We start from the raw sequence: 22,651 nt of genomic DNA, 5'->3' as shown, positions 1-22,651 counted from the left end.
GTGTTGATTTACTTTCAACTACTAACGCGAACATAGCCAACAATTAAAGCTATGGCATTGAGCTGTTGGGTTGGCTTTCGCCAACCGCAACCTACATTGAGCAACGCTTTTGTTTTGTTACGTTGTTTAAATGCCTTTAGATCACCCCTTATTCAGGGCTACTTATACTGGTTAAAATTTGTTGTTCCAGGTCGTTGACCTGATTTTTTCGCGGTAACCAGTTTTTTAGGTCTTTGGTATGTTGCGTTCTAGTGCGTTTGAGTAATTGCAGCGCTTCTTGTTTTAAACCGGCCATGGCATAGAATTTTGCCTTAAAAATTAAAAAGTCCAGGCTGACCCTGTCTTCTGTGATTTTATCCAGCGAGGTTGCCGCTTCAGAGTACTTTTCTTCGGCGTTGTAACTCAATGCCAGCAAAATAACCAAGTCTTCTTTTTGGCTGTTGTAACTTGCGTTGTTCAGCAATTGATCAAGAAACGCTCGGTATTGATCCCAGTTAAGTGTTGGGCAGTGGCCTGATTTTTTAAAATCATATATTTGTTTCCAACTGTCCAATGTGCCTCTATCGAATCTGCCGGTTTGCAACCGCTGTTTAATGGCTTCATTGGCAGGCACCCTTACATTATTATCCATACATTGCAACATCACGAGCTGGCTGTAGGTTCCCGGGTAATTAGGCCATTTTTTTTCAATGGTATGGGCTAATAACGATGAACTGGAAAAATCGCCGCTATTGGCAAAAAAGGCAGCCGCTTCCTGATGGGCGCGTAAAGAATTGGGCCGCTCGGTTAATGCTGAAATGGCTAATGCACCGGGTGATCGCCAGGTTGAAACTTCCGCGCCGTAAACCAGCATGTAACCCAGTGACATCAGCGATAGCAAGCCTATTGATGAATACCGGATGCCGTCTTTAATGCTTTTGGAATAACGAAGGGCTTTATGGTTGATATCCATGAGGGTACCGACTATGCCGATAATGATGCCGACGCTTGGCAAATAATTGCGATGCTCAAAATACAGCTCGAGGCCGAATATGCTGGATTCAAGCAGGTGTCCGGATAAAAACCAAAAAAGTGCAAAGGCTAAAAAAGGGACGCGCTGTCTAAATACAATCGCTAAGGCGATGGTAACCAACCACAGTATTACTGCTTTGATAGTGACAAAAGAGTCGAGTACGTTTCTATAAACAGGAAAGCCGTCATTAAAAATATTCAGTTTGTTAGGTGTGGGCAGCAGGATTTTGTCAACATAGTCCAGCAAGATGACCGATTCAGTCAATAAACGCTGAAATGGGGTGAAATCCGAACGCGTGTAATGGTTCAGGTCAAAGCATAAATAAATTAAAATAATCAGCGAAGGCATGACACCTAAAATGATAATCCAACTGTCCCAAAGTAAAGAACGCTTCTGGTTGCGTAACAAAAGCCAATAAAGCACGCTGATACCCAAGCCGGTCAATACTGCGTTTTCTTTGGAAAGGATGCCCAGGCTGTAAGTCAAGGCAATGCCCAACGTGGCGATGACTAAACCTTTGACGGTTTGGCCCGATATGGAAATTCTGAAGCCCCATAAAAAGGCAGTCACGCCAAGCAATGAAAAAAACGCCGCCAACAGCGTCATCCGCTGAACCACATAAAATACGGTGCTGATATTAAGCGGGTGGAACAGCCACAAGGTGAAAACGGTACCGGCAAAAATCAAGGCTGAACGCTGCGGCCAGACTCTAATCTGCGCAATAAGATAACAGCACCGATAAATTAACCAGGCGTTCGCGATATGAATACCCAGACCGGCCAGTTTGAAAGGAAAAGGATTGTGCGGCCAGTGTTCGGCTTGTAGCGCAAACGTGAGTAAGCTAAACGGACGACCTAATTGACTGGAGACCCCGCTCAATGAGAATTGCAAGGGGCTGATGTGCGTTTTAACCTGTTCCAGTCCATCAAGGTTGGGCCAGTCGTCCAGAATGAATCCACCCGCCAATCCGGGTAAACTGATCCAGCAATAGAGGAGAGTAATCAGGCATAAAAAAAGCCCCTGCATGAGCAGGGGCTTTGGTTTCAATTGCTCGGTTGAGAGCATTTATTATTATGGTGCTGGGCAAACGCTTGGTCTAACAGCTTGGTCCATTGAGCATGTCCAAGTAAAGCTAGTAGATCCGGATGTATCAAAAGTCATACCAATGGTTTCACCTGCTAATTTCGCATTCACACTTCCAGGTGTACTTCTGAAAGTAGCAGTATATGTATTGCCTGCTAATGCAATGCCACTTATATACTTACCCGTGGTTACAGCGTTTATTTGACCTGTGGTAGGCAAGTTTCCGTTAGTTGCGTACCATTCTGCTACCCCAGTTTTTAAACCACCTAATAAAGATGCACCTTCAGCCGCTTGAGCTCTGGCCAGATAATCCTGATAAGCCGGAATCGCTACAGCCGCCAAGATGCCGATGATCGCGACCACGATCATTAACTCGATTAACGTAAAACCTTGTTGTACTTTTTGCATTTGAATTTTCATAGTTAATTTCCTTCGTTGGGGGAGTCAATTCGTTTCGAGATGATTAAAGCATTAGCTATGCCAAAGTTAATAATTAATAAAAACGATTGCGCTAATCAGGGCTTGGCTGTCGGTAATTCAGTGAATTTAGTGATGTGGCGTGCAAGCATTGAGGTCTAGGCCGGGCTAAAGAAAAAATAAATCGATAGGCGATTTATTCGATTAACGGAACCTGGCGCGGTGAGGGTTGCGTTATCGTGTCCGAAAGTGACAAATTTTGTCACTCGGGCTCAAAGTAGGTTGGGTTGCATGCTTTTCGCAACCCAACAATTGACGCCATGGCCTTGAAATGTTGGGTTGGCTATCGCCAACCGCAACCTACACGGGGCATTAACTTTGTTTTGTTGCTTCGCTAAATAGTGACAAAATGATTTTACTCGGACGCTGTTATTTCTTACCCGTTATTATCATGGCGACTATGAATTTTGATACTTTAAAATATGTTGAACGGCTCAAAGCTGGCGGAGTGCCTGAAGAACAGGCTAAAGCTGAAGCAGAGGCCTTAGTGGCTGCTTTTTCCGAAGCAATGGATTCACAGTTGGCGACAAAATCAGTTGTTAATCGTCTGGAGCGCGAATTGTTGGTTATTAAATGGATGGTAGGTTTGGTGCTGGGTGGCATCTTGACCTTGATTCTAAAAGCTTTTTTTCCGGTTTGATTGCGCCGTTTACAAAAGATCAAGGCATTGTTCGCGTTACCGTGAAAGTCAGGGAGGCAGATGGGTAGCGTGAATAAGCGATAACGCATCCACCTTTAACGGCTTGGCGGATGCGGCTATCGCCTTATCCGCCCTACGGGCTTTCATTTTCCGGGGTGACAGCACTACTGGTGTAAACAGTGCCAACCTTAACTCCCCCAATTCATCAATTGCCTATTTCAAAGTGTTGCGACAACCGCTTTATCGCTGCTTAAAATAATTGGCATCGGCAAATTGGCTGCTGGTCAATGCTTCCATAAAGGCGGCCAAATCCGATTTTTCCTGTTGAGTCAAACCCAAGGGGCGCATTTCGGTATCCAGAAATGGATTGGCAAAACCGCCCTGATTGTGAAATTCGATGACTTCTGCAAGGTTTGCCAAACTGCCGTCATGCATATAAGGCGCAGTCAGGACAATATTGCGTAAAGTCGGCGTTTTAAAGTGGCCCAAGTCAGCTTTATTACCGGTAACCGCATAACGACCCAATTCCGAGAGTTCGGCGTTGGTTAACACGGGTGCATCAATTTTACCTTCAGTCTGTCTTGTTGCCTTGATGAGACCGGTCAGTTTGCCTGCGATTTTGCCGAAACCTATACCCAAGTTATGAAACTGGTTGTCCGTGAAGAGGGCGCTGGTTTCTGCAATTTTATGACAGCTGGTGCATCGGCCTTTGCCTTGAAATACCGCCAGGCCGCGAATGGCCGCATCATTGAGCGCATGGCTGTCGCCGCCGAAGCGATACTGGTCGAATGGGCTGTCTCCTGCGATCAGGGTACGTTCAAAGCCGGCGATGGCCATGACAACCTGATCAATCGAAATTTGTGCGGGCTCCAGACCAAATACCTGCCTGAATTGCTTGATATAGTCCGGATCGGTGCGGACAATGTCAACGATTTTTCGGTGATCGCTGAGGCCGTGTTCTATGACGTTAACGAAAGGGTCTTTGGCCTGTTCTTCCAATGAGTCCCTGCGGCCGTCCCAAAATTGATGCGTATAAAATGCGGCATTGATGACGCTGGGACTGTTGCGGGTGCCGAATTGGTCTTTGATGCCTGCTGCAACCGGCAACGAGTCGATGAAAGCATTGGCCGGGACATGGCAGCGCGCGCAGTTGACGCTGTCATCGGCACTGAAGCGCTTGTCTTGAAAGAGCTGTTTTCCCAGCGCTGATTTTTCAGGTGTTTGTGGATTGTTTTCCGGTATCGCCAAAGGTGGCAATCCCAATAAAGGATTTCCCGAAGGCGATAGTTTTAAAACAGATGGGGACTCGGGTTGATCCGAGCACGCGCACAGAATGCAGGTTATCAAGATAGGGATAAAGCATTTACGCATAATCAATCTTCCTGTGGCTGATTCTGGAGTTTATACTAAAAAGCGCCGTGACCGGGCACTTTCATCGGTAGGTGATGTTGTAGGAGCGGGCTATGCCCGCGATCTTAGGAGGTTCAATCGCGGGGATGGCCCCCATAAGCGCCAACTTAAGGGTCTAAGTGCTTGATTAAGCAAAACGAACACCTAAATTCCGACGTTCAGCGATGAGCTCCGAAACAGGCCCCGGCAAACCCTGAAGCTTTCTCTTGCGCGGACGTTCACAGAGGCTTTTTATACAGTCGTCAATAAATCGCTCATTTTTGGGCAAACAAGCCGTGAGTCCGGATTTGATTTCATCGGCGATCGTGCGCCATAAACGCCAATGGGTAATCGAACGATCGCCGGCCATCGTGGTGGCCGCCCGGCCGAATCGGCGCTGCACAATTTTTTGAGTCACTGCGGCAAACAGTAACTTGCCGTGCAAATATAAATCCGCCAGCTTGCTGTTTTTACGAGCGCGTAGCCGGTCGATATCGAGCAAACTTTTCAGGCGCTTGATGACCAGTTCCACTTGCCAGCGAACCCGGTAGAGCTCAGCGACGGCTTTGGTGTCGAGCACCGACTCGGAAATCGAGGTAAAAACCAATACCCAACCGCTCAGCATCAAGGTCTTTTGGCTTGCCGTGCGACCTTTATCACGCGCGCGTTGTTTCGCTTTGCAGCGTGCCTGGGCGGCCTGTTCCGGCGGTAACGGCATCGCATGCACCACGCCTTCGATGCGGTTGTCTTGATGACACAGATAAACCGGTATCGCAGCCGGTTGGCCGTTCAAGTCGCGTAAGCGCTGTTCCCAAGCGATTTTGACACCGTTGGGATCGTCGTTCCGCTCGTAAAGCGTCATACTGTGCGGATTATAGCGCAGCACGACATCGCCGCCCCGGTCAATGAACGGAATTAAGCTCTTCGGTTGGTTGTAGCCTCGATCCATCAGCGCGACATCACCTGCGGCCAACTGATAATGAGCCAAGCTTTCCCCGACTTTATCGGTCGTGACGTTGACCTCGCGGAGTGTCAAGCTCATCAAGTCGATCGCCACATGCAGGCGATAGGTCGTTTCGTTCGCACCCGGTTCTTGCACGGTCGAGCCGTCAATCACAATGAAATTGAACGAGCCGTTGTTGACCTTTTTATCCAGTCCAAACACACTCTTCAGTAACGACTTGATCCATGCTACGCAGGCCGCCAGTCGCTTGGTTACCGCCATGTCGCTCAAATAGCCCTGAAGCTTGGCGATTTCGCCGGCACAGCTGCGCAACGACAAGTCCAGTCCGCAATACAACAGGACTAATTGCAATAACTGCAGCGGTGATTGGATTTTCCGTGCCCGGGCAAACGCCTGCAATTCATAGGCCCGCGCCTGGAAATCAGTCGGGAGTTCTTGCAAAAAGTCATCAAAATGCGTATCAGTTAGCTGTGGCTGCATCATAGGGATTTTCACTTTCGTCGGTAAAAATACGCTATGTTGTGGCCACACCTTTATTTTTCAACTATGAATCAATATTTTATGGCTTAAGTTGGCGCCTATGGGGATGGCCCCCACCTACAAACTACGCATAACTTAATGGCGTTTTTTACTCTCATCCTAATCTTCTCAAAAGCGTTAACACGTTTTCAGGCCTTTATAATGATTGTCATTAAGCACAATTTGCTGTGAAATCGCAATCAAGAACAGTCAAAACTCAAGCATTCATGATCAAGCCAAAAGCCTTAACAAAGCAGGTCCCGGTGCCCTTGAAACCGGCTCGAAAAACCAGCCAGGGGCCGCGTATCGCTAAAAAAAAGCCGTCCAAAGTCAATAAAAAGCCTCGCACGTCATCTCTGGGTCAAAAGTTTCTGCTGCTCACGCTTGAATGTGCCGGATTATCCGGTTTGGGTCTGGTTTTAATTATTTTTGTGTTGGGTTGGTCCGCGCAGCGGTTTACCGGAACGGGTTTTTTGACCCATATGCTCCCCTTTGCAATCGGTGTGTTATTGATTGTGGTGATAGGTGGCTTATTACTTGCCGGCTGGTGGCGGTTACGCAAATGGCTTAACCTCCGGGCTCCTGTTGCCATTTTTCTGGTGTCGACAAGCTGTTTGGCACTGGTTTACTGGTCGGTAGTGCAGGCCGGATTTATTGACGCGTACGGCCATTTTAGAACACTGGTCGGAGGTAAAGAGGAGGTCAGACGGATCACGATTGGCCACCAGGTTTATGCCGCTTACCGTCGTATGGGGCATGCGCAACTGATTAAGCTGGTTGAACGGGGCGGGTCATTTGATAGCGATATCAATGAGGCGGCCAGGCGCTTTGATGTGGACGCCGATTTACTGAAAGGTGTAGCCGCGGCCGAGTCTTCATTTTTGCCGAGAACCAGCGCGGACGGGGGGCATGGTTTGTTTCAAATTACGCGGGTTCCCGAGTCGGTAAAGTCCGCCGCGAAAAGTGAATTAAAGGGTGCGCATCTGGATCTGGAAAATCATAAACACAATGCCTTTCTGGCGGCAGCGACCCTCAAACACTATTTAAACGACATGCACGGCGATTTGTTTCTTGGTTTGTTGGCTTATAACATAGGTCCTCAAAACGGCGGGTTGCGGTTTATCATGAAACAATACGGGGTTACCGATTTTGCGACCATTCAGCCGTATTTGCAGATTTTGCCTAGAGATTATCCGATTCGCGTGCTGACTTATGCGCTGGCTTTTCGAATTTGGAAAAAAGAAGGTAAGTTACTGGCTTATGAGGAAGGTGATAATGCTGTTAAAATTCAAAAAATCGGTATACCGGGGTTTTGAAGATGCCTTTCAATTAAAAATTTACCTGATTAAGCTTCAGCTTATTTGAAGTCGGTTCGCGGACCGACAGCCGCGATACTTTTCTTTGCTTGTCCAAAGAAAAGTATCCAAAAGAAAAGACACCCGGAGGCCGCGGCATCCTGCGCGCTGACGATTTTGCCGAGGGTTTTCGGAAGGGCTATCCCTAGCCCTCCGAAAACGAGCGGCATCCTTGCCGCTCCCCTAGCGGGCTTTAATCGGCAAAATCGCCAGTGCTCGGCGCGGCCTAACGGGACTCAGGTGGGACTCTGAGTCAAATCAATAGACGCCGGGAGGCGCTTATCATTAACAAACCTAGCTTAAGACTGGACAATTATGAAAGAAGTTGACGATGCACTAAAAGTAAAGCGAATAGCCGCGGTAATTTACCTGCTGGTCATGGGGTTCCTGATGACAGGTACTTATCTTTCCCAGCAAGAAAAAAGCAAAATTGAGCAAGAGCGGCAGGTTGACGAAAAAGTTGAGATCGTAAGCGAGCCGCCGCTTTTTTAAGGCTATATTCGCGTTAATAGTAGGTGTCGCCCCAGCAGGGATCGCCGGGATCCAGAAGCCATGCCATGGATGGCGTTGGACTTTCACTTCCTTGTGACCTGGATTACGGCAATCCATGCCGGAATGACGGCGTTTATTTACATTCAACTTCTAACGCGAACATAGCTTTTTTTAAACACTATTGGATTCTGTTCCAGACTTGGCATGAACTGAATCCAATGCTTTCCCGCTGATTTTTGGGGTTGGTGTAATCGGTATTAAACAGTAGGAGAATTATGTTTATCACTACGTTAACAACTTTGTTTACCTATACAAATTTCTTGAGCCCCATTGAAGTCTCTATTTTGCTGGTGGCGATTTTTTGTCTGGTTCATTTTTACACACCCGAAGTTAAAACCGAATGGCCTCTTCAGACCGGGGGTAGTTTCTATCAGTATCTTCTGGCAACTTGGTTAGGTGAAGCACCTCTGAAACGGGCCTTCTGGCCATTTTTTATCTTTGTCAATGTGGTCTTTTATTATATCGATTATCGAGTAATGAATGTGACCTACACCATTGCCAGCTGGAAAACTGTGCACGGGATGTTGTTATTGCCTTCAATATGGTGGATTACTTCTGTTTGGCGCTGTTCAGGGCATACGCAATTCAAGCTGGCCAGCAGCGGTGCCCGGGCGATGACACTGTTCTTTTTGTTTGAATGTTTTTTGCGTTGGGTTATCAGTGCCTATTACCCCAATACCTTCTTTGATTGCCGTTTGCTGATCATGGAATACGGGGATTGCTTTTAACCGATTGATTTAAAGGCTATGCGATCACATTAAGGTAGCGTTGCCAAAATTCAGTGATGACCTGATTTTGCATCACAGGATTTATAACACAGCTCAAGCGGCCGGATTCAAAGACATCAATTGACACAATCATTGATTAACAGTACCTTAGGCGGTCTTTTTTCTTCATTTAATATCGATACTTGCACCGAGCCGCTGATGGAACAATTTCATAGAATAAGTCGTTTACCCCCTTATGTTTTTAACATTGTTAATGAATTAAAGGCGAAAGCGCGAGCGGCCGGAGAAGATATTATCGATTTCGGCATGGGTAACCCGGATCAACCCACGCCGGATCATATCGTCAACAAAATGGTGGAAGCGACGAAACGACCCGATACCCACCGCTATTCGGTTTCTAAAGGCATACCTCGCTTACGCAAAGCGATATGTCATTGGTATAAAACCCGGTTCGACGTTGATTTGGATCCCGATACCGAAGCAATTGTGACCATAGGTTCCAAAGAAGGTCTGGCGCATTTAGCTTTGGCCACGCTGGGCCCTGGCGATGTGGTTCTGGTGCCCAATCCGGCTTATCCGATACATCCTTATGGCGTTGTCATTGCCGGTGCCGATGTGCGCCATGTGCCTCTGGTGCCGGGGGTTGATTTTTTCGACGAGCTGCATAAAGCCATTATTGATTCGTGGCCCAAGCCTAAAATGTTAATCCTTAATTTTCCGGGCAACCCAACCACGCAATGTGTGGAACTGGATTTCTTTGAAAAAATTATTGCCGTTGCCAGAGAGCACAAGATCTGGGTGGTTCAGGATATTGCTTATGCCGATATCGTGTTTGATGGTTATAAAGCGCCTTCAATTCTTCAGGTGAAAGGCGCGACCGATGTGGCCGTAGAGTTTTTCTCATTATCGAAAAGTTATAATATGCCCGGCTGGCGTGTCGGTTTTATGTGCGGCAACAAGGAACTGGTCGGCGCATTGGCCAGGATCAAATCGTATCTGGATTACGGTACCTTCACGCCGATTCAGATTGCTGCGATCACCGCGTTGGAAGGCCCACAGGATTGCCTGGTTGAAATTGCCGAGATGTACAGAAAACGCCGTGATGTCCTGTGTGAAGGTTTGACATCGGCAGGATGGCCGGTTCCGAAACCGAAAGCCACCATGTTTGTCTGGGCGCCCATTCCTGAACCTTATAAGGCAATGGGATCGTTGGAATTTTCAAAAAAATTACTGGTGGATGCCAAAGTGGCCGTCTCACCGGGTATCGGATTTGGTCAATACGGTGACGACCATGTCCGTTTTGGTTTGATTGAAAATGAGCACAGAACGCGCCAAGCCATTCGAGGGATCAGAAATATGTTCAAAAAGGACAACCTCATCTAATTTCATAATTAGTGAGCGTAGGTTGCGGTTGGCGATAGCCAACCCAACCTACGCGGTTCAGCACCTTAGTTTTGTTTCTCCGCTGAACAGTTACATCATTTTTTCGTTTAACAGGAACGGCTCTCATCATTCAGGAGTACACATTGAAACCGGTTAAAGTAGGTGTTTTGGGATTGGGTACCGTCGGCGGCGGCACGGTCAATGTATTGAAACGAAACGCAGCGGAGATTGCCCGCAGAGCAGGGCGTGAGATTATCATCACCCGGGCATCTGCGCGTGATCTGAACCGGGATCGCATCTGCGATACGCAAGGCATTAGCCTGACGACAGATCCATTTGAAATCATCAATGACCCTGAGATTGATATTGTCCTGGAATTGATCGGCGGCACTACCTTAGCCAAAACGCTGGTTTTAAAAGCCATAGCGCAGGGCAAGCATGTCGTTACGGCCAATAAAGCCCTGATTGCGTTGCACGGTAATGAAGTTTTTGCTCAGGCCAGTGCCAAAGGTGTAATGATTGCGTTTGAAGCGGCGGTAGCGGGCGGTATTCCGATAATAAAAGCGATTCGAGAGGGTTTGAGCGGTAACCAAATTCAATGGCTGGCCGGTATTATCAACGGCACCGGCAATTTTATTCTGACCGAGATGCGGGATAAAGGCCGTGATTTTGCCGATGTGCTGGCTGAAGCGCAGGCGTTGGGTTATGCCGAAGCAGATCCCACTTTTGATGTGGAAGGCATAGACGCGGGGCATAAGCTGACCATTCTGGCTTCCATTGCTTTCGGTATTCCCTTGCAATTTGACAAAGTCTATACCGAAGGTATTACCCAAATTACCCGCGCCGATGTCGAATACGCCGAAGCATTAGGTTATCGCATCAAGCATTTAGGCATTGCCAGAAAAACAGCCGAAGGTATCGAATTGCGCGTACACCCTACGCTGATTCCGCATCGCAGGCTTATCGCCAATGTGGATGGTGTCATGAACGCCGTTTTAGTCAAAGGCGATGCGGTAGGACCTACGCTTTATTATGGCGCCGGAGCCGGGGCTGAACCGACGGCTTCTTCGGTTGTGGCCGATGTGATCGATGTGGTCAGAGCGATGACCGGCGATCCTGAAAACCGTGTGCCGCATTTGGCCTTTCAGGCTGATTCTCTGGCCGATATCCCCATTCTTGCGCCTGAGCAGTTCCGTACGGCTTATTATTTACGTCTGCATGCGGAAGACAAGCCCGGTGTATTGGCCGATGTCACGCGGATTCTGGCTTCGCATCAAATCAGCATTGAAGCGATTATTCAAAAAGAGCCGCCTGCCGGGAAAAGTTCCGTGCCGATTATCATGCTGACTCAAAACACGCTAGAGCATGAGCTGAATGCGGCTATCACTGAAATCGAAAAATTAGTCACGGTAACCGGAAAAGTCAACCGCATCCGTTTAGAAACTTTGGGATAACAAAACAATGTCACAACATAAACGCTATACCGGTTTAATTGAACATTACAGAGAAAGGTTGCCCGTCGCCCGGGATACGCGCGTGATCAGTTTGTGCGAAGGCCGGACGCCATTGATTCGCCTGGAAAATATTCCCCGATTGATCGGGAAAGACGTCACGATTTATGTCAAGTTTGAAGGGCTTAATCCTACCGGTTCTTTTAAAGACCGCGGTATGACAATGGCGGTTACCAAGGCGGTAGATCAGGGCAGTCAGGCTATCATTTGCGCTTCTACCGGAAATACCTCCGCTTCCGCTGCCGCTTATGCGGTGCGTGCCGGAATCAAAGCCTTCGTATTGATTCCCGATGGCAAGATTGCGTTGGGCAAACTGGCTCAAACTTTGATGTATGGCGCCCAGATTATTCAAATCAACGGTAATTTTGACAAAGGCATGCAACTGGTCAAAGATGTGGCGGAGCATGCGCCTGTGGCCATTGTGAATTCGATCAATCCTTTCAGAATCGAAGGACAAAAAACTGCGGCTTTCGAGATTATTGATGAGTTGGGCGATGCCCCGGATTATCACTGTTTGCCGGTGGGTAATGCCGGAAATATCACGGCGTATTGGAAAGGTTATAAGGAATATTCATCCGATATCGGCGGGCTGAAAGCAGTCACTAAAAAAAGACCGGTGATGTGCGGCTATCAGGCGGCCGGTGCTGCGCCTTTTGTGGCGCGTGAAATGGTCGACAATCCCGAAACAATTGCTACGGCTATCCGCATTGGGCGCCCGCAATCCTGGGATATGGCCTGGGCGGCGCAAAGAGAATCCGAAGGCTGGTTTGAGTCTTTTACCGACGAACAGATTCTGGTTGCTCAAAAACTGCTCAGTCAGAATGAAGGTATATTTTGTGAACCGGCTTCTGCTGCTTCAATCGCGGGGGCTTTGCACGATATCAGTACCGGTGCAATTCCGGAAGGCAGTACGATTGTCTGTACCTTGACGGGTAACGGCATCAAGGATCCGGATGTGGCTATCAATCAATGTAAGGATGCCCATCCGGTCACGATAGACGCTGATTTGTATTCCGTTAAAAAAGCCATTCTGGATAATCTTTGAGTCGCTTTCAACCTATGATAAAAGCCGGCTTTTGCCGGCTTTTTTATTGAGCAGCATGTATTATCAAGGCGTAAAAAAGAACATATTACCCAGGCCTATCCTCAACAAACGCCTCCAATTGGACGATTTGCATCCTGTATTGCAGCGCATTTTCAAAAGTCGCGGTGTTAAATCGGTTGAAGAACTGGAGCGCACTTTAGCGCATCTGCCTTCCCCCTCAGCATTAAGCGGCATGACCCAAATGGTTGATCATTTGGTGATGGCTCTGACACAGCAGCAAAAAATAACGATAGTAGGTGATTTTGACGCCGACGGCGCCACCAGTTGCGCGGTTGCAATCAAAGGTCTTCACTTGCTGGGTGCCGGTTCTGTGTCTTTCGTTGTTCCCAACCGATTTGAATACGGCTACGGCTTAACCCCTGAAATCGTCGCATTGGTTAATCAGCAATCACCGGATGTGATCATCACCGTTGATAACGGCATATCCAGTATTGACGGGGTTGAGGCCGCTAAAGCGCTGGGTATAAAAGTGTTGGTCACGGATCATCATTTACCCGGCGATCAGTTGCCCGCAGCCGATGCGATAGTCAATCCCAATTTACCCGGCCAGCTTTTTCCAAGCAAGGCGCTGGCGGGTGTCGGGGTCATGTTTTATGTGTTAATGGCACTAAGGAGCCGTCTGCGCACGCTTAACTGGTTTGAAAAGAAAAGCATCAAAGAGCCTAATCTGGCGCAGTTACTGGATTATGTCGCTTTAGGAACCATTGCTGATGTGGTGCCGCTGGATCAGGTCAATCGTATTCTGGTGCATCAGGGCTTGCTGAGAATTCGCTCCGGCCAATGCAGCCCGGGAATTAAAGCGTTAATTGAAGTATCCGGACGTAATTTAGGCACACTGTCTGCGTCGGATTTGGGCTTTGCATTGGGTCCCCGGCTTAACGCGGCAGGCCGTATGGACGATATGTCGCTGGGCATTCAATGCTTGCTGACTGACGATGAAGCGCTGGCTAAAGATATTGCGCTGCAGCTCGATGATCTGAACAGCGACAGACGCGAAATTGAAGGCCAGATGAAAGTTGAGGCGATGGCACTGTTAAGCGAGATGAAAGCGCTGGACGAGCGGCATCTGCCTTCCGGGGTTTGTTTATACGATGGCAACTGGCATCAGGGCGTTATAGGAATTTTAGCGTCCAGGATTAAGGACAAGCTGCACCGGCCTGTGGTTGCTTTTGCGCCATCAGGGCAGGGTGAAATCAAAGGTTCGGCGCGTTCGATCCCCGGCGTGCATATTCGGGATGTGTTGAGTGATGTTGCGGCCGCTCATCCAAACTTGCTGAGCAAATTTGGCGGGCATGCCATGGCGGCAGGATTGACGCTTAAAATGCATGATTTTCCTCCGTTTTCACTGGCCTTTGACGAAATGGTGGCCAGGCGTTTATCGTCCATGGATCTCGAGCAAAAAATCTACTCGGATGGAGAGCTGACCGATACCGAGTTGACACTTGAATTCGCTGAGCTGCTGCTGAATGCGTCAACCTGGGGACAGGAGTTTCCCGAGCCGGTTTTTCATGGTTTATTTGATGTGATTCAAGCCCGTATTGTCGGTCAGCATCACTTGAAACTCGTTCTGCGGCAAAATGCAGGTCAACAGTTGATTGATGCGATTGTCTTTTTTATAGAGCAGCCTGAACAGTGGCTGGGTGTAAGGAAAATCAATGCCGCTTACCGGCTTGATATCAATGAATACCGGGGTAACCGGACGGTGCAGATGATCATTCAATATGTGGAAAAAATGCTTTGAGGCTGTCCCCTCAAAAGCGCACCTGATTACCAAGCTATTTCAGCTAAATCAATAAGCGACCGTCATGCCCGTCGGGAAACGGGCATCCAGTGCCATGGATGGTAAGCTTCGAGCTATCCATGTGACCTGGATTCGCTAACGCGGTCTGACGGCTCCGGCAATCCCTGCCGGAATGACTCGCTCGAATACAGATAAAGAGTTAGAGCTGGATCATCTTTATAATCAGGTCTTCCCTTGAGATATATTTAAAGCAAGGAGCGCAGATGATTCTGCGCCCCTTTAAGAAATTCAGCTGAATTTCTTTTCCGCTTTGGATCTTGAACCTATTACTGTTTTGCTTCGCCAGCATCAGCAGGTTGGGGTGCTGCAGTAGCATCCGGTTCGGCTGGTTTTGGGGCCTCTGTTTCAGCCGGTTTTGCAGCATCGGCAGGGGCCGGTTCTGCGGGTTTTGCTGCTTCAGGAGCGGTTGTATCGACTGGAGGCGCGGCTTGTTCAGGGCTCGCACTCTCTGCAGGTGGCGCTAATGAAGGAGCAGGTTCAGCTTTTGGCGCTTCTTTTGGAAGTAAAATTTCCACTTTGGCTTGGCTGCGCAATGTTTCCAGCATGGTTTGAATGCGTTGACGTTGTAAGAACGGTACCAATTGTTCTTTGACGGCTTCTAAAGGTGGAACAGCTTGAGCACGCGAGTCTTCACGCAAAATCACATGCCAGCCAAACTGTGTTTCTATAGGTGTTTTGGTATATTTTCCATTTTCCAATGCAACTACGGCCTCAGAAAAAGGTGGAACCATTTGTGTTGGTACGAACCAGCCTAGATCTCCGCCTTCGGCGCCAGCCGGGTCAGTGGAGTTCTTTTTAGCCAATTCTTTAAAATTGGCGCCTTTATCCAACTGTTGAATCAGTTTTTCAGCTTCATCTTTGGTTTTAACCAGAATATGGCTGGCTTTATATTCCATACTGTTGGCACCGCCGACATTCTTGTCGTATTCGGCCTTCATTTCTTCGTCAGTAATAGGCTTGGTTTTTAAGTAGTCTTGCAATGCCGCTTGAGCCAGTAACGATCTTTTAGCCTGTTCCAGTTTTTCGACTATTTCAGGGGATTTATCCAATTGTTTTTTCAGGGCTTCCTGCACCAATAATTCGCGCTGTACAAGTTCCTCTACTAGTTTGTCCTTAGGGAAAGTTTGCCCCTGGCTTCGTTCCGCAATTTCACTTTCCAGATTTGCCAGTGCTGATTTGCTGATGTATTGACCGTTAACTTCAGCGACAGCATCAGCCTTGTTGACTGCAGGAACAGATGCTTTTTGCTGAGCATCACATGCAGCTAACAGGCCTGAACCAGCGAGCAGTAATGGAATGATTTTTTTATTCATTTATAGCTTCCTTTGTATATTCAGTTGGGGAAATTGCGTTAATACCCAAGGCATGAATCTGTTGTTTCATCATGTCGCCCAGGGCCTTATAAATCAATTGATGGCGTTGAACCATCGATTTGCCTTCAAAAGCTTCCGCAACAATAGTGACATGATAATGTCCGCCACCGGATGCCGCACCGGCATGGCCGGCGTGGGCAGCGCTGTTATCGATAATCTCTAATTGCTGGGGTTGGAGTTCGGCCGTTAATGCTTTTTTAATCAGCTCGGTGATCATTGGGGAAATACCTTTTTAAATGGTTTGATTGAAACGGTGGCATAGACGCCGGCATAAACATAGGGGTCTTCAGCAGCCCAGTCTTCGGCTTCGGATTGGCTGTCGAATTCGGCGACAATCAGGCTTCCTGTAAATCCTGCTTCTCCGGGATTTTCAGCATCAATGGCAGGGTGCGGGCCGGCCAGGATGAGTCTGCCTTCATTTTGTAGCGCTTCCAGTCGTTGTAAATGATGGGGTCTCACACTTAATCGTTTGTCCAGACTGTTTTGGACATCGACGCAGATAATGCTATATAACACAAATTACTCCTTGTTATCAGGGACATAGCGGTAAAGATAAATCATTTGCAGGCCTATAAATAAAACCATCAGAGCAGGAACACCGAAAGTTTTGAAATTAACCCAGTCATCCGTATTAAATCGGAACATGACATAGAGATTGATAAAACCCACGCTGATAAAAAACAGCGCCCACATCAGGTTCAGCCGTTTCCAGATAACTTTGGGCAAGTCAAGGTTGGCTGACATAATGCGTTCTATAAAAGTTTTTTCACCGAAGAATTGACTGCCTAAAAAGGCCAGGCCAAATAACCATTCAATGATGGATAATTTCCATTTGATAAACTGTTCATTCTGCAAGTAGATGGTTGCTCCGCCCATGACCACGAGCAGGATTAATGTAATCCACTGCATTTTTTCAACTTTACGGTATTTGAGCCAGGTAATGACAACCTGAATGATTGTGGCGACGATGACCGTTGCCGTCGCGACATAAATGTCATAAAGCTTGTAAGCAATAAAAAACAGGATGATGGGGAAAAATTCTAAAAGCTGTTTCATGCAGTCAATGATTCGAGGTTAGGCATAAAGATCAATACCTGACACTAACTTGGCTCTTTGCTCTATTAACGGCGCAGTCGCTTGTTGGTGGTAGGCTTTGATGGCGTTCAACGTTCTGTTATGTGTCGGTGTATTGAATAAGTCGGGATTCGGATTGGCTAACGAGCTAAGTCCGGAATTTTCCAGTAATGTTTCAACTTGTTCCGGTGTTTGAGATTGGTCGGGCGCCAAATTCTCTCGCGCAGCCGTATGTGTCTGTTTTTCTTTTTTGGGTTGATTTTGAACGGCATCAGTCTGCTTGACAGTCCGGTCAGATGACCGAATTGCAGCATAATTGACGGATGAGCCGTGTATTTCCATTTTGGATGACGTTTTACCAGAAAATCAAGGCACATTGTAAAATCTTTAAGGCATATTGTACATGTCTGAAAAGGTGTTCTGATAGAATCATCATTTTTTGGAGTCAACCGTGGACAAACAGATAGAAACCGAGTTGGAAGCCGCTGCTTTTAGGGGCTTGCTGACCCATCTTCAGAATCATCCTGAAGTTCAGAATATCGAATTGATGATTCTTGCCGATTTTTGCCGTAACTGTCTTGCCAAATGGTATGCTGAAGCCGCCAAGGAAAGGGGTATAGACATTGATTACGAGCAAGCCAGAGACAAGGTTTACGGCATGCCTTATGCCGAATGGAAAGACAAGTATCAGCTGACAGCGACTCCGGAGCAGATGGCCGCCTATGAAAAAAGACAAAAGGAAAAACAGTGATGAACGAGAAACTGCCTTATGATGCCCTGTTTTCCGGTGCCATCGGCAAAGACTATGAAACATTAAAACTTATTTGTCCGTTAGCGACTGAAATGAGTCGATGGGTGGGTCACTATGTGGGTCAGTATGCTTCGGCAATGAAAGGTGAAAAGCTCAAAGTTGTCGAATTGGGCGGTGGCACAGGTATCACCACATTGTCAATTCTGACATCCAGAGAGGATTTGGAAATCATCAGTGTTGATAACGAACCCATCATGCAAAATCAAGCCAAAGAAAACTTGAAAGAATGGGTGGCTGCCCGGAAACTTGACTTTTGCGGAAATGATGCGTTGTCGGCACTGCGCGGTATCGAGGAAAACAGTATTGATATTGTCGCCTCGGTTTATACGATTCATAATTTTGATCAAGCTTACAGGAATGCGGTGATCAAGGAAATTTACCGCGTTTTGAAGCCTGCCGGCCAGTTTATCAATGGCGACAGATACGCTCTGGATGACATCAAAGCGCATACGCGCACGGTTCAGGAAGAAATCGGCGGTTATTTTAAAGTTTTAATTGGCGAGAACAAATTGGATGTGCTGGAGCAATGGATAGTCCATCTGTTTAATGATGAATCACAAAACCATGTCATGCGCGAAACGGAGGCTTTGGAGCAATTAGCCGTAGCCGGTTTTATCTCGATTGAGCTTAAGCATCGTATGGCGGTCAACGCTGTGGTAACGGCTTGTAAGCCAGACTAAATTCAAAAATCAAATCTGATTAGCAAGATGTTTCAGCTAAAATCCATAAGTTCGTCATGCCCGTCCGGAAACGGACATCCACTGCCATGGAGGGTAAGCTTCGAGATGAAACACCTTTGTAATCAATAAATCAAAAGGCCGGATGCCGAATTATTAGAAAAATCCGGCCTGTCTTTACGTTTTTGCAATAAGGATTAATTTGAAGGTTTGACTAGAACCGTGTCTATCGCTTCTAAATCGGCTTGTGTCAGATTGCTTGAAGCACTCTTCAACTTGATTGAGTTTATAAAATAATCATATCGGCTTCGGGCATAATCGCGTTTGGCTCTGTAAAGTGATCTTTGTTCAGCAAGTACATCGACCATGGTCCGGGTGCCAACTTCGAATCCGGCCTCGGTCGCTTCCAGAGCACTTTCTGCTGATATGACCGACGCTTTCAGGGCGGCAACTCTGCTGATGTTGCTAACCACGCCCCGGTAGGCATCTTTTACCTCACGTGTCACAGCGCGCTGAGCTTCAATCAGTTTCTCTTTGGCTTCTTCATATTCTTGTCTGGCTTGTCGCGCACGAGACATCACCATACCGCCTTCAAACAATGGAACATTAATCTGCAGTCCAATACTTTGAGTATCACCGCGCAAGCCGAAGGTTGCGGTATTATCTGAAACACCATACGAGCCGATAATATCGACTTGTGGCATATGACCACTGTTTTGGACGTCAATGGTTTTTCTGGCATATTCCGCTTGATTGAGCGCTGCAATGATTCGCAGATTATTTTCTCTGGCAGTCTCGTTCCAGGTCCCGATATCTTTGGGTTCCGGACTGGTTAAATTCAGTTCTTCGCGCAGGCGGTCAAGTTGAGGCTCGTACTCACCGATGATTTCTTTTAAGGCCTCTTTTTTATTGTCCAGATTGTTTTCTGCTTCAATTTCGTTAGCGAGAGCCAGATCATGAGCTGCTTGTGCCTCATGCACGTCTGTGATGGCAATGATGCCTACTTCAAAACGTTGATTGGCCTGATCAAGCTGCCGGGCAATTGCATTTTTTTCGGAGGTGGTAAATTCAAGATTATCCTGGGCACCCAGAACATTAAAATAAGCCTCGCTGATTTTAACAATCAGGTTCTGTTCTTCAGCCTTGAAATTAGCTTCCGCCTGAGCGATTTGATTATCCGATTGGCTGAGTTGAATCCAGTGTTCCCAATGAAAAACCGGTTGCTTTAAATTGGCGCTAACGGTGTTATTCCAATAGTTTTGTACTCCGGCGCCCTGAAATGTGTTTTTTTTACTGTTTAACCTGTCCCTGCTGCTGCTGCCTGTTACTGAAATCGTTGGGAAAAACCGGGCAAAACCTTGTGAGCGCGATTCCAAACTGGCGGCTTGCTGAGCTGCGCTTTGTTTTAGAACAGGGTCGTGTTCAAGGGCTAATGCGTATATGTCGGATAAGTTTTCTGCAAAAGCAGTCTGAGTCGTTATGAGCAGCATGAGAACTGCACATAATTTATTAAAATTGGCGTGTTTTGTCATAAACCTTAGGCTGGATGAAATAACATTCAAGATAATAACCTTTTTACAAAGCTGTATGGATCTTTTTAGAAGATTTTAGCGCTTTTTGTTAAATTGTCAGTCCGGTCGTCCAGTATGACCTGAACATTTACTTGGCCTGTGTTAAGCCTATTTTCAACATTGTAGATCGAGTACATTTTGAGTATTCTAACTCACGTAAGTGCAACCCCTTATAGCAATTTATGCTATTTTAGTCGCTTGGAATTAGGTAGGGTAAAATACAAATGCATAAAAAAGAGTACAGTTTAAATCCTGGAAACCCCTATCCACTAGGAGCCAAGCCGAACAGCGGTGGTGTGAACTTCTCAATATTCAGCCGGTATGCCACGTCAATAGAATTGTTATTGTTCGAAAGCTCTGAAAGTGAGTACCCATATCAAGTTATTACCTTGAAACAAGAAAACCGGACATTTTTTTCCTGGCATGTCTTTGTCAAGGAATTGCCCGTAGGCACTTGGTATACCTGGCGAATTGATGGTCCTCATGATCCTGTCGGGCGTGGACTTCGTTTTGATAAGCAAAAGCAGATTCTGGATCCGTGGGCGAGAGCGATCAGTCAAAAAAATTGGGACCGGGGTGCTGCGTGTCAACCGGGTGACAACCTAAACAGATCAATGCGCTGTGTCGTCGTTGATGACGAATACGACTGGGAAGGTGACAAGCCCTATAACATCAGAAGCCAGAAAGCGATCGTATATGAACTGCATGTCGGCGGATTTACCCGTCATCCTTCGGCCCAGGTTGATAAACCGGGCACATTTGCCGGATTGATAGAAAAGATACCTTATCTTAAAGAACTCGGCATTACTCACGTAGAGTTGTTGCCGGTGATGGCTTTCGATGAGCAAGATGTCCCTCCCGGTACTGCGGCATTGGGTCTGAGAAATTATTGGGGCTACAGTACGCACAGTTTTTTCAGTCCGCATCCGGGCTTTTGTGTGACGCCGGAGCAGGGTACTCATTTGGTTGAGTTTAAAGATCTGGTTAAGGCCCTGCATGAAGCCGGTATCGGAATTATTCTGGATGTGGTGTTTAACCATACATCCGAGGCCGGAACTAACGGGCCAGTGATTAACTTCAAAGGCATAGCCGGTGATGTTTACTATCACTTGGATTCTTATGACAAAAGCATCTTTCTTGACTATACCGGTTGCGGCAACACGCTTAATGCAAACCATCCCTTTGTTTCCCGGTTCATTATCAGTTGTCTTGAATACTGGGTGAGAGAAATGCATGTCGACGGATTTCGTTTCGATTTGGCCAGTGCACTGGCGCGAGGTGAGTCCGGAGCTGTTTTGCATGATCCGCCGGTACTCTGGGGTATTGAGCTTTCTGAACAGCTTGCCAGAACCAAACTTATCGCAGAAGCATGGGATGCAGCCGGGCTTTATCAGGTTGGCAGTTTTCCGGGTTATCGATGGGCTGAATGGAACGGTCGTTACCGCGATGTCGTGCGTCGTTTTATCCGCGGTGATTTAGGTCAGATAAAGGAATTGGCCACACGTATCTGCGGCAGCGGAGATCTGTATGAGTCTCAGGGCCGATTACCCATCAGCGGTATTAATTTTGTCACCTGTCATGATGGCTTTACGTTAAACGATCTGGTCAGTTATAACGAAAAACACAATGAAGCCAACGGTGAAAGCAACCGTGACGGTTGTAACAACAGTTTGAGTTATAACTACGGGTGTGAGGGTGGAACCGGTGATCCTGCCATAGTGGCAATAAGAAGGCGGCAGGTTAAAAACGTTTTTACCATCTTGTTATTAAGTCAGGGTGTTCCGATGTTATTGGCCGGGGATGAGTTTTTAAATTCCCAGCGCGGCAACAACAACGGCTATTGTCAAGATAATGCAATAACCTGGCTGGATTGGACAATGGCGGAAGAAAATGCCGATATTTTACGTTTTGTCAAAATGATGATTGCATTACGCAAAAGACATTCATCGTTGATGCGCCGGAACTTTTTGACAGGCCATGTCTTGCCGACACGGAATATACCGGATATTGCATGGCACGGGGATTCACTTTGGACGGCACCTGAATGGGAAAACCAAGAGGCCAGACACCTGATTTTTACTTTGGCGGGGATGGAAGCAGATGAAACTGATCTTCATGTCGCGTTTAATATGGCCGATACCGATCTGAGAATCGAATTGCCGGTTATTGAAGCTAGAGGCTGGTGTTTGTCTGTTGATACGTCATTAGCTTCCCCTGAAGACATTGTTGCATCGGATCAGCAGCACGTTTTGCCGGGCTCTCATTATGTGGTTTCACCGAAAACAGTGGTAGTTTTCGAGAATAAGTTACTTTGATGCAGCTACAGCGATGGTTTTACTTGTTCTTAGAAAATCAATCGCTTGCACTATCAATTCAAAGCGGGGGAGTAGTGACGATGCAGGGCAAGATCGCCTGAATCTTGATGGATATTAAACGGCTGAATAAATATTGGGTGATAATTGTCAGTTTGAACTTTTAATGTGGGCTTTGATGTTTGGCGTAAGCCTTGCGAGGAACGCCGTAGACCCATCCCATCCACGGGGCTTGCCGGCAGCATCCCTGCTGCCTCCCCGCTAAGCTTACGCCTCTCCCGCTTAATCTTCAAAGTGGGAATAGCTGGATTTAT

Annotated in this window: 21 protein-coding genes; 11 read left to right on the top strand and 10 right to left on the bottom strand. The window is 47.2% G+C overall.

All coding sequences use genetic code 11. The annotated features are described in order from the left end of the window. Positions 1-148: 148 nt before the first annotated feature. Complete coding sequence (locus GO003_RS21885; protein WP_159659082.1) at positions 149-2,077, bottom strand: hypothetical protein; 1,929 nt, start codon at positions 2,075-2,077, stop codon at positions 149-151. A gap of 6 nt (positions 2,078-2,083) precedes the next feature. Next, positions 2,084-2,515, bottom strand: coding sequence for a pilin (locus tag GO003_RS21880; protein ID WP_331001651.1), 432 nt, complete (start codon positions 2,513-2,515; stop codon positions 2,084-2,086). A gap of 457 nt (positions 2,516-2,972) precedes the next feature. On the opposite strand from GO003_RS21880, the gene GO003_RS21870 reads away from it, so the two are divergent. Then, positions 2,973-3,212: a DUF1640 domain-containing protein gene (locus GO003_RS21870; RefSeq protein ID WP_231089144.1), complete on the top strand. Its 240-nt coding sequence runs from the start codon at positions 2,973-2,975 to the stop codon at positions 3,210-3,212. Positions 3,213-3,452: 240 nt separating this feature from the next. Here GO003_RS21870 and GO003_RS21865 read toward each other — a convergent pair whose 3' ends face one another. Continuing rightward, positions 3,453-4,583, bottom strand: a complete 1,131-nt coding sequence (locus tag GO003_RS21865) for a cytochrome-c peroxidase (RefSeq protein ID WP_159659083.1) — start codon at positions 4,581-4,583, stop codon at positions 3,453-3,455. Between the two features lie 166 nt (positions 4,584-4,749). Continuing rightward, positions 4,750-6,048: a transposase gene (locus tag GO003_RS21860; protein ID WP_231089143.1), complete on the bottom strand. Its 1,299-nt coding sequence runs from the start codon at positions 6,046-6,048 to the stop codon at positions 4,750-4,752. 224 nt (positions 6,049-6,272) lie between these two features. Here GO003_RS21860 and GO003_RS21855 point away from each other — a divergent pair, with 224 nt between their 5' ends. The 7 genes from GO003_RS21855 (at position 6,273) to recJ (ending at position 14,459) form a co-directional block, all read left to right on the top strand. Next, positions 6,273-7,400 carry a lytic transglycosylase domain-containing protein gene (locus GO003_RS21855; RefSeq protein WP_231089142.1) on the top strand — a complete coding sequence of 376 codons (1,128 nt, stop codon included), beginning with the start codon at positions 6,273-6,275 and terminating at the stop codon, positions 7,398-7,400. Between the two features lie 354 nt (positions 7,401-7,754). After that, a complete protein-coding gene (locus GO003_RS21850) occupies positions 7,755-7,931 on the top strand; it encodes a hypothetical protein (protein ID WP_159655786.1) in 177 nt (58 codons plus the stop codon). A gap of 275 nt (positions 7,932-8,206) precedes the next feature. Beyond that, the gene (locus tag GO003_RS21845) at positions 8,207-8,719 is read left to right on the top strand and encodes a hypothetical protein (RefSeq protein WP_159655788.1); all 513 of its coding nucleotides are present in this window, start codon (positions 8,207-8,209) and stop codon (positions 8,717-8,719) included. Positions 8,720-8,917: 198 nt separating this feature from the next. Then, positions 8,918-10,102, top strand: coding sequence for an alanine transaminase (alaC, locus tag GO003_RS21840; protein WP_159655878.1), 1,185 nt, complete (start codon positions 8,918-8,920; stop codon positions 10,100-10,102). Between the two features lie 143 nt (positions 10,103-10,245). Continuing rightward, complete coding sequence (locus GO003_RS21835) at positions 10,246-11,556, top strand: homoserine dehydrogenase (RefSeq protein WP_159655790.1); 1,311 nt, start codon at positions 10,246-10,248, stop codon at positions 11,554-11,556. Between the two features lie 7 nt (positions 11,557-11,563). After that, positions 11,564-12,658, top strand: coding sequence for a threonine synthase (thrC, locus tag GO003_RS21830; protein WP_159655792.1), 1,095 nt, complete (start codon positions 11,564-11,566; stop codon positions 12,656-12,658). A 55-nt stretch (positions 12,659-12,713) separates the two neighbouring features. Then, complete coding sequence (recJ, locus tag GO003_RS21825) at positions 12,714-14,459, top strand: single-stranded-DNA-specific exonuclease RecJ (RefSeq protein ID WP_159655880.1); 1,746 nt, start codon at positions 12,714-12,716, stop codon at positions 14,457-14,459. Positions 14,460-14,785: 326 nt separating this feature from the next. On the opposite strand, the gene GO003_RS21820 is transcribed toward recJ, so the two are convergent. The 5 genes from GO003_RS21820 to GO003_RS21800 are packed head-to-tail and all read right to left on the bottom strand — an operon-like array spanning position 14,786 to position 17,308. Then, on the bottom strand, positions 14,786-15,832 hold the full coding sequence (locus GO003_RS21820) for a peptidylprolyl isomerase (RefSeq protein ID WP_159655794.1): 1,047 nt from the start codon (positions 15,830-15,832) through the stop codon (positions 14,786-14,788). After that, on the bottom strand, positions 15,825-16,109 hold the full coding sequence (locus GO003_RS21815) for a BolA family protein (protein ID WP_159655796.1): 285 nt from the start codon (positions 16,107-16,109) through the stop codon (positions 15,825-15,827). The genes GO003_RS21820 and GO003_RS21815 overlap by 8 nt, the downstream gene beginning before the upstream one ends. Continuing rightward, complete coding sequence (locus GO003_RS21810; protein ID WP_159655798.1) at positions 16,106-16,408, bottom strand: YciI family protein; 303 nt, start codon at positions 16,406-16,408, stop codon at positions 16,106-16,108. Before GO003_RS21810 ends, GO003_RS21815 begins: the two co-directional genes overlap by 4 nt. A gap of 3 nt (positions 16,409-16,411) precedes the next feature. Then, positions 16,412-16,948: a septation protein A gene (locus tag GO003_RS21805; RefSeq protein WP_159655800.1), complete on the bottom strand. Its 537-nt coding sequence runs from the start codon at positions 16,946-16,948 to the stop codon at positions 16,412-16,414. An 18-nt stretch (positions 16,949-16,966) separates the two neighbouring features. Next, the gene (locus GO003_RS21800; protein ID WP_159655802.1) at positions 16,967-17,308 is read right to left on the bottom strand and encodes a hypothetical protein; all 342 of its coding nucleotides are present in this window, start codon (positions 17,306-17,308) and stop codon (positions 16,967-16,969) included. Positions 17,309-17,417: 109 nt separating this feature from the next. Here GO003_RS21800 and GO003_RS21795 point away from each other — a divergent pair, with 109 nt between their 5' ends. Next, entirely contained in the window at positions 17,418-17,717 is a 300-nt protein-coding gene (locus GO003_RS21795; protein ID WP_159655804.1) for a DUF1244 domain-containing protein, read from the top strand. Next, the gene (locus GO003_RS21790) at positions 17,717-18,457 is read left to right on the top strand and encodes a class I SAM-dependent methyltransferase (protein WP_159655806.1); all 741 of its coding nucleotides are present in this window, start codon (positions 17,717-17,719) and stop codon (positions 18,455-18,457) included. Before GO003_RS21795 ends, GO003_RS21790 begins: the two co-directional genes overlap by 1 nt. Before the next feature lie 194 nt (positions 18,458-18,651). Here the strand turns inward: GO003_RS21790 and GO003_RS21785 are convergent, their stop codons facing one another. Then, positions 18,652-19,944 (bottom strand): TolC family outer membrane protein, encoded by a 1,293-nt coding sequence (locus GO003_RS21785; RefSeq protein WP_231089141.1) that lies wholly within the window; start codon positions 19,942-19,944, stop codon positions 18,652-18,654. A 305-nt stretch (positions 19,945-20,249) separates the two neighbouring features. Here GO003_RS21785 and glgX point away from each other — a divergent pair, with 305 nt between their 5' ends. Next, a complete protein-coding gene (gene glgX / locus GO003_RS21780; protein ID WP_159655810.1) occupies positions 20,250-22,340 on the top strand; it encodes a glycogen debranching protein GlgX in 2,091 nt (696 codons plus the stop codon). The last annotated feature ends 311 nt before the right edge of the window (positions 22,341-22,651 follow it).

Source organism: Methylicorpusculum oleiharenae (genome assembly GCF_009828925.2).
Taxonomy (GTDB): Bacteria; Pseudomonadota; Gammaproteobacteria; order Methylococcales; family Methylomonadaceae; genus Methylicorpusculum; species Methylicorpusculum oleiharenae.
Note: the sequence above shows the minus strand (reverse complement) of the source record. Positions and strands in the feature narration are given on the sequence as shown.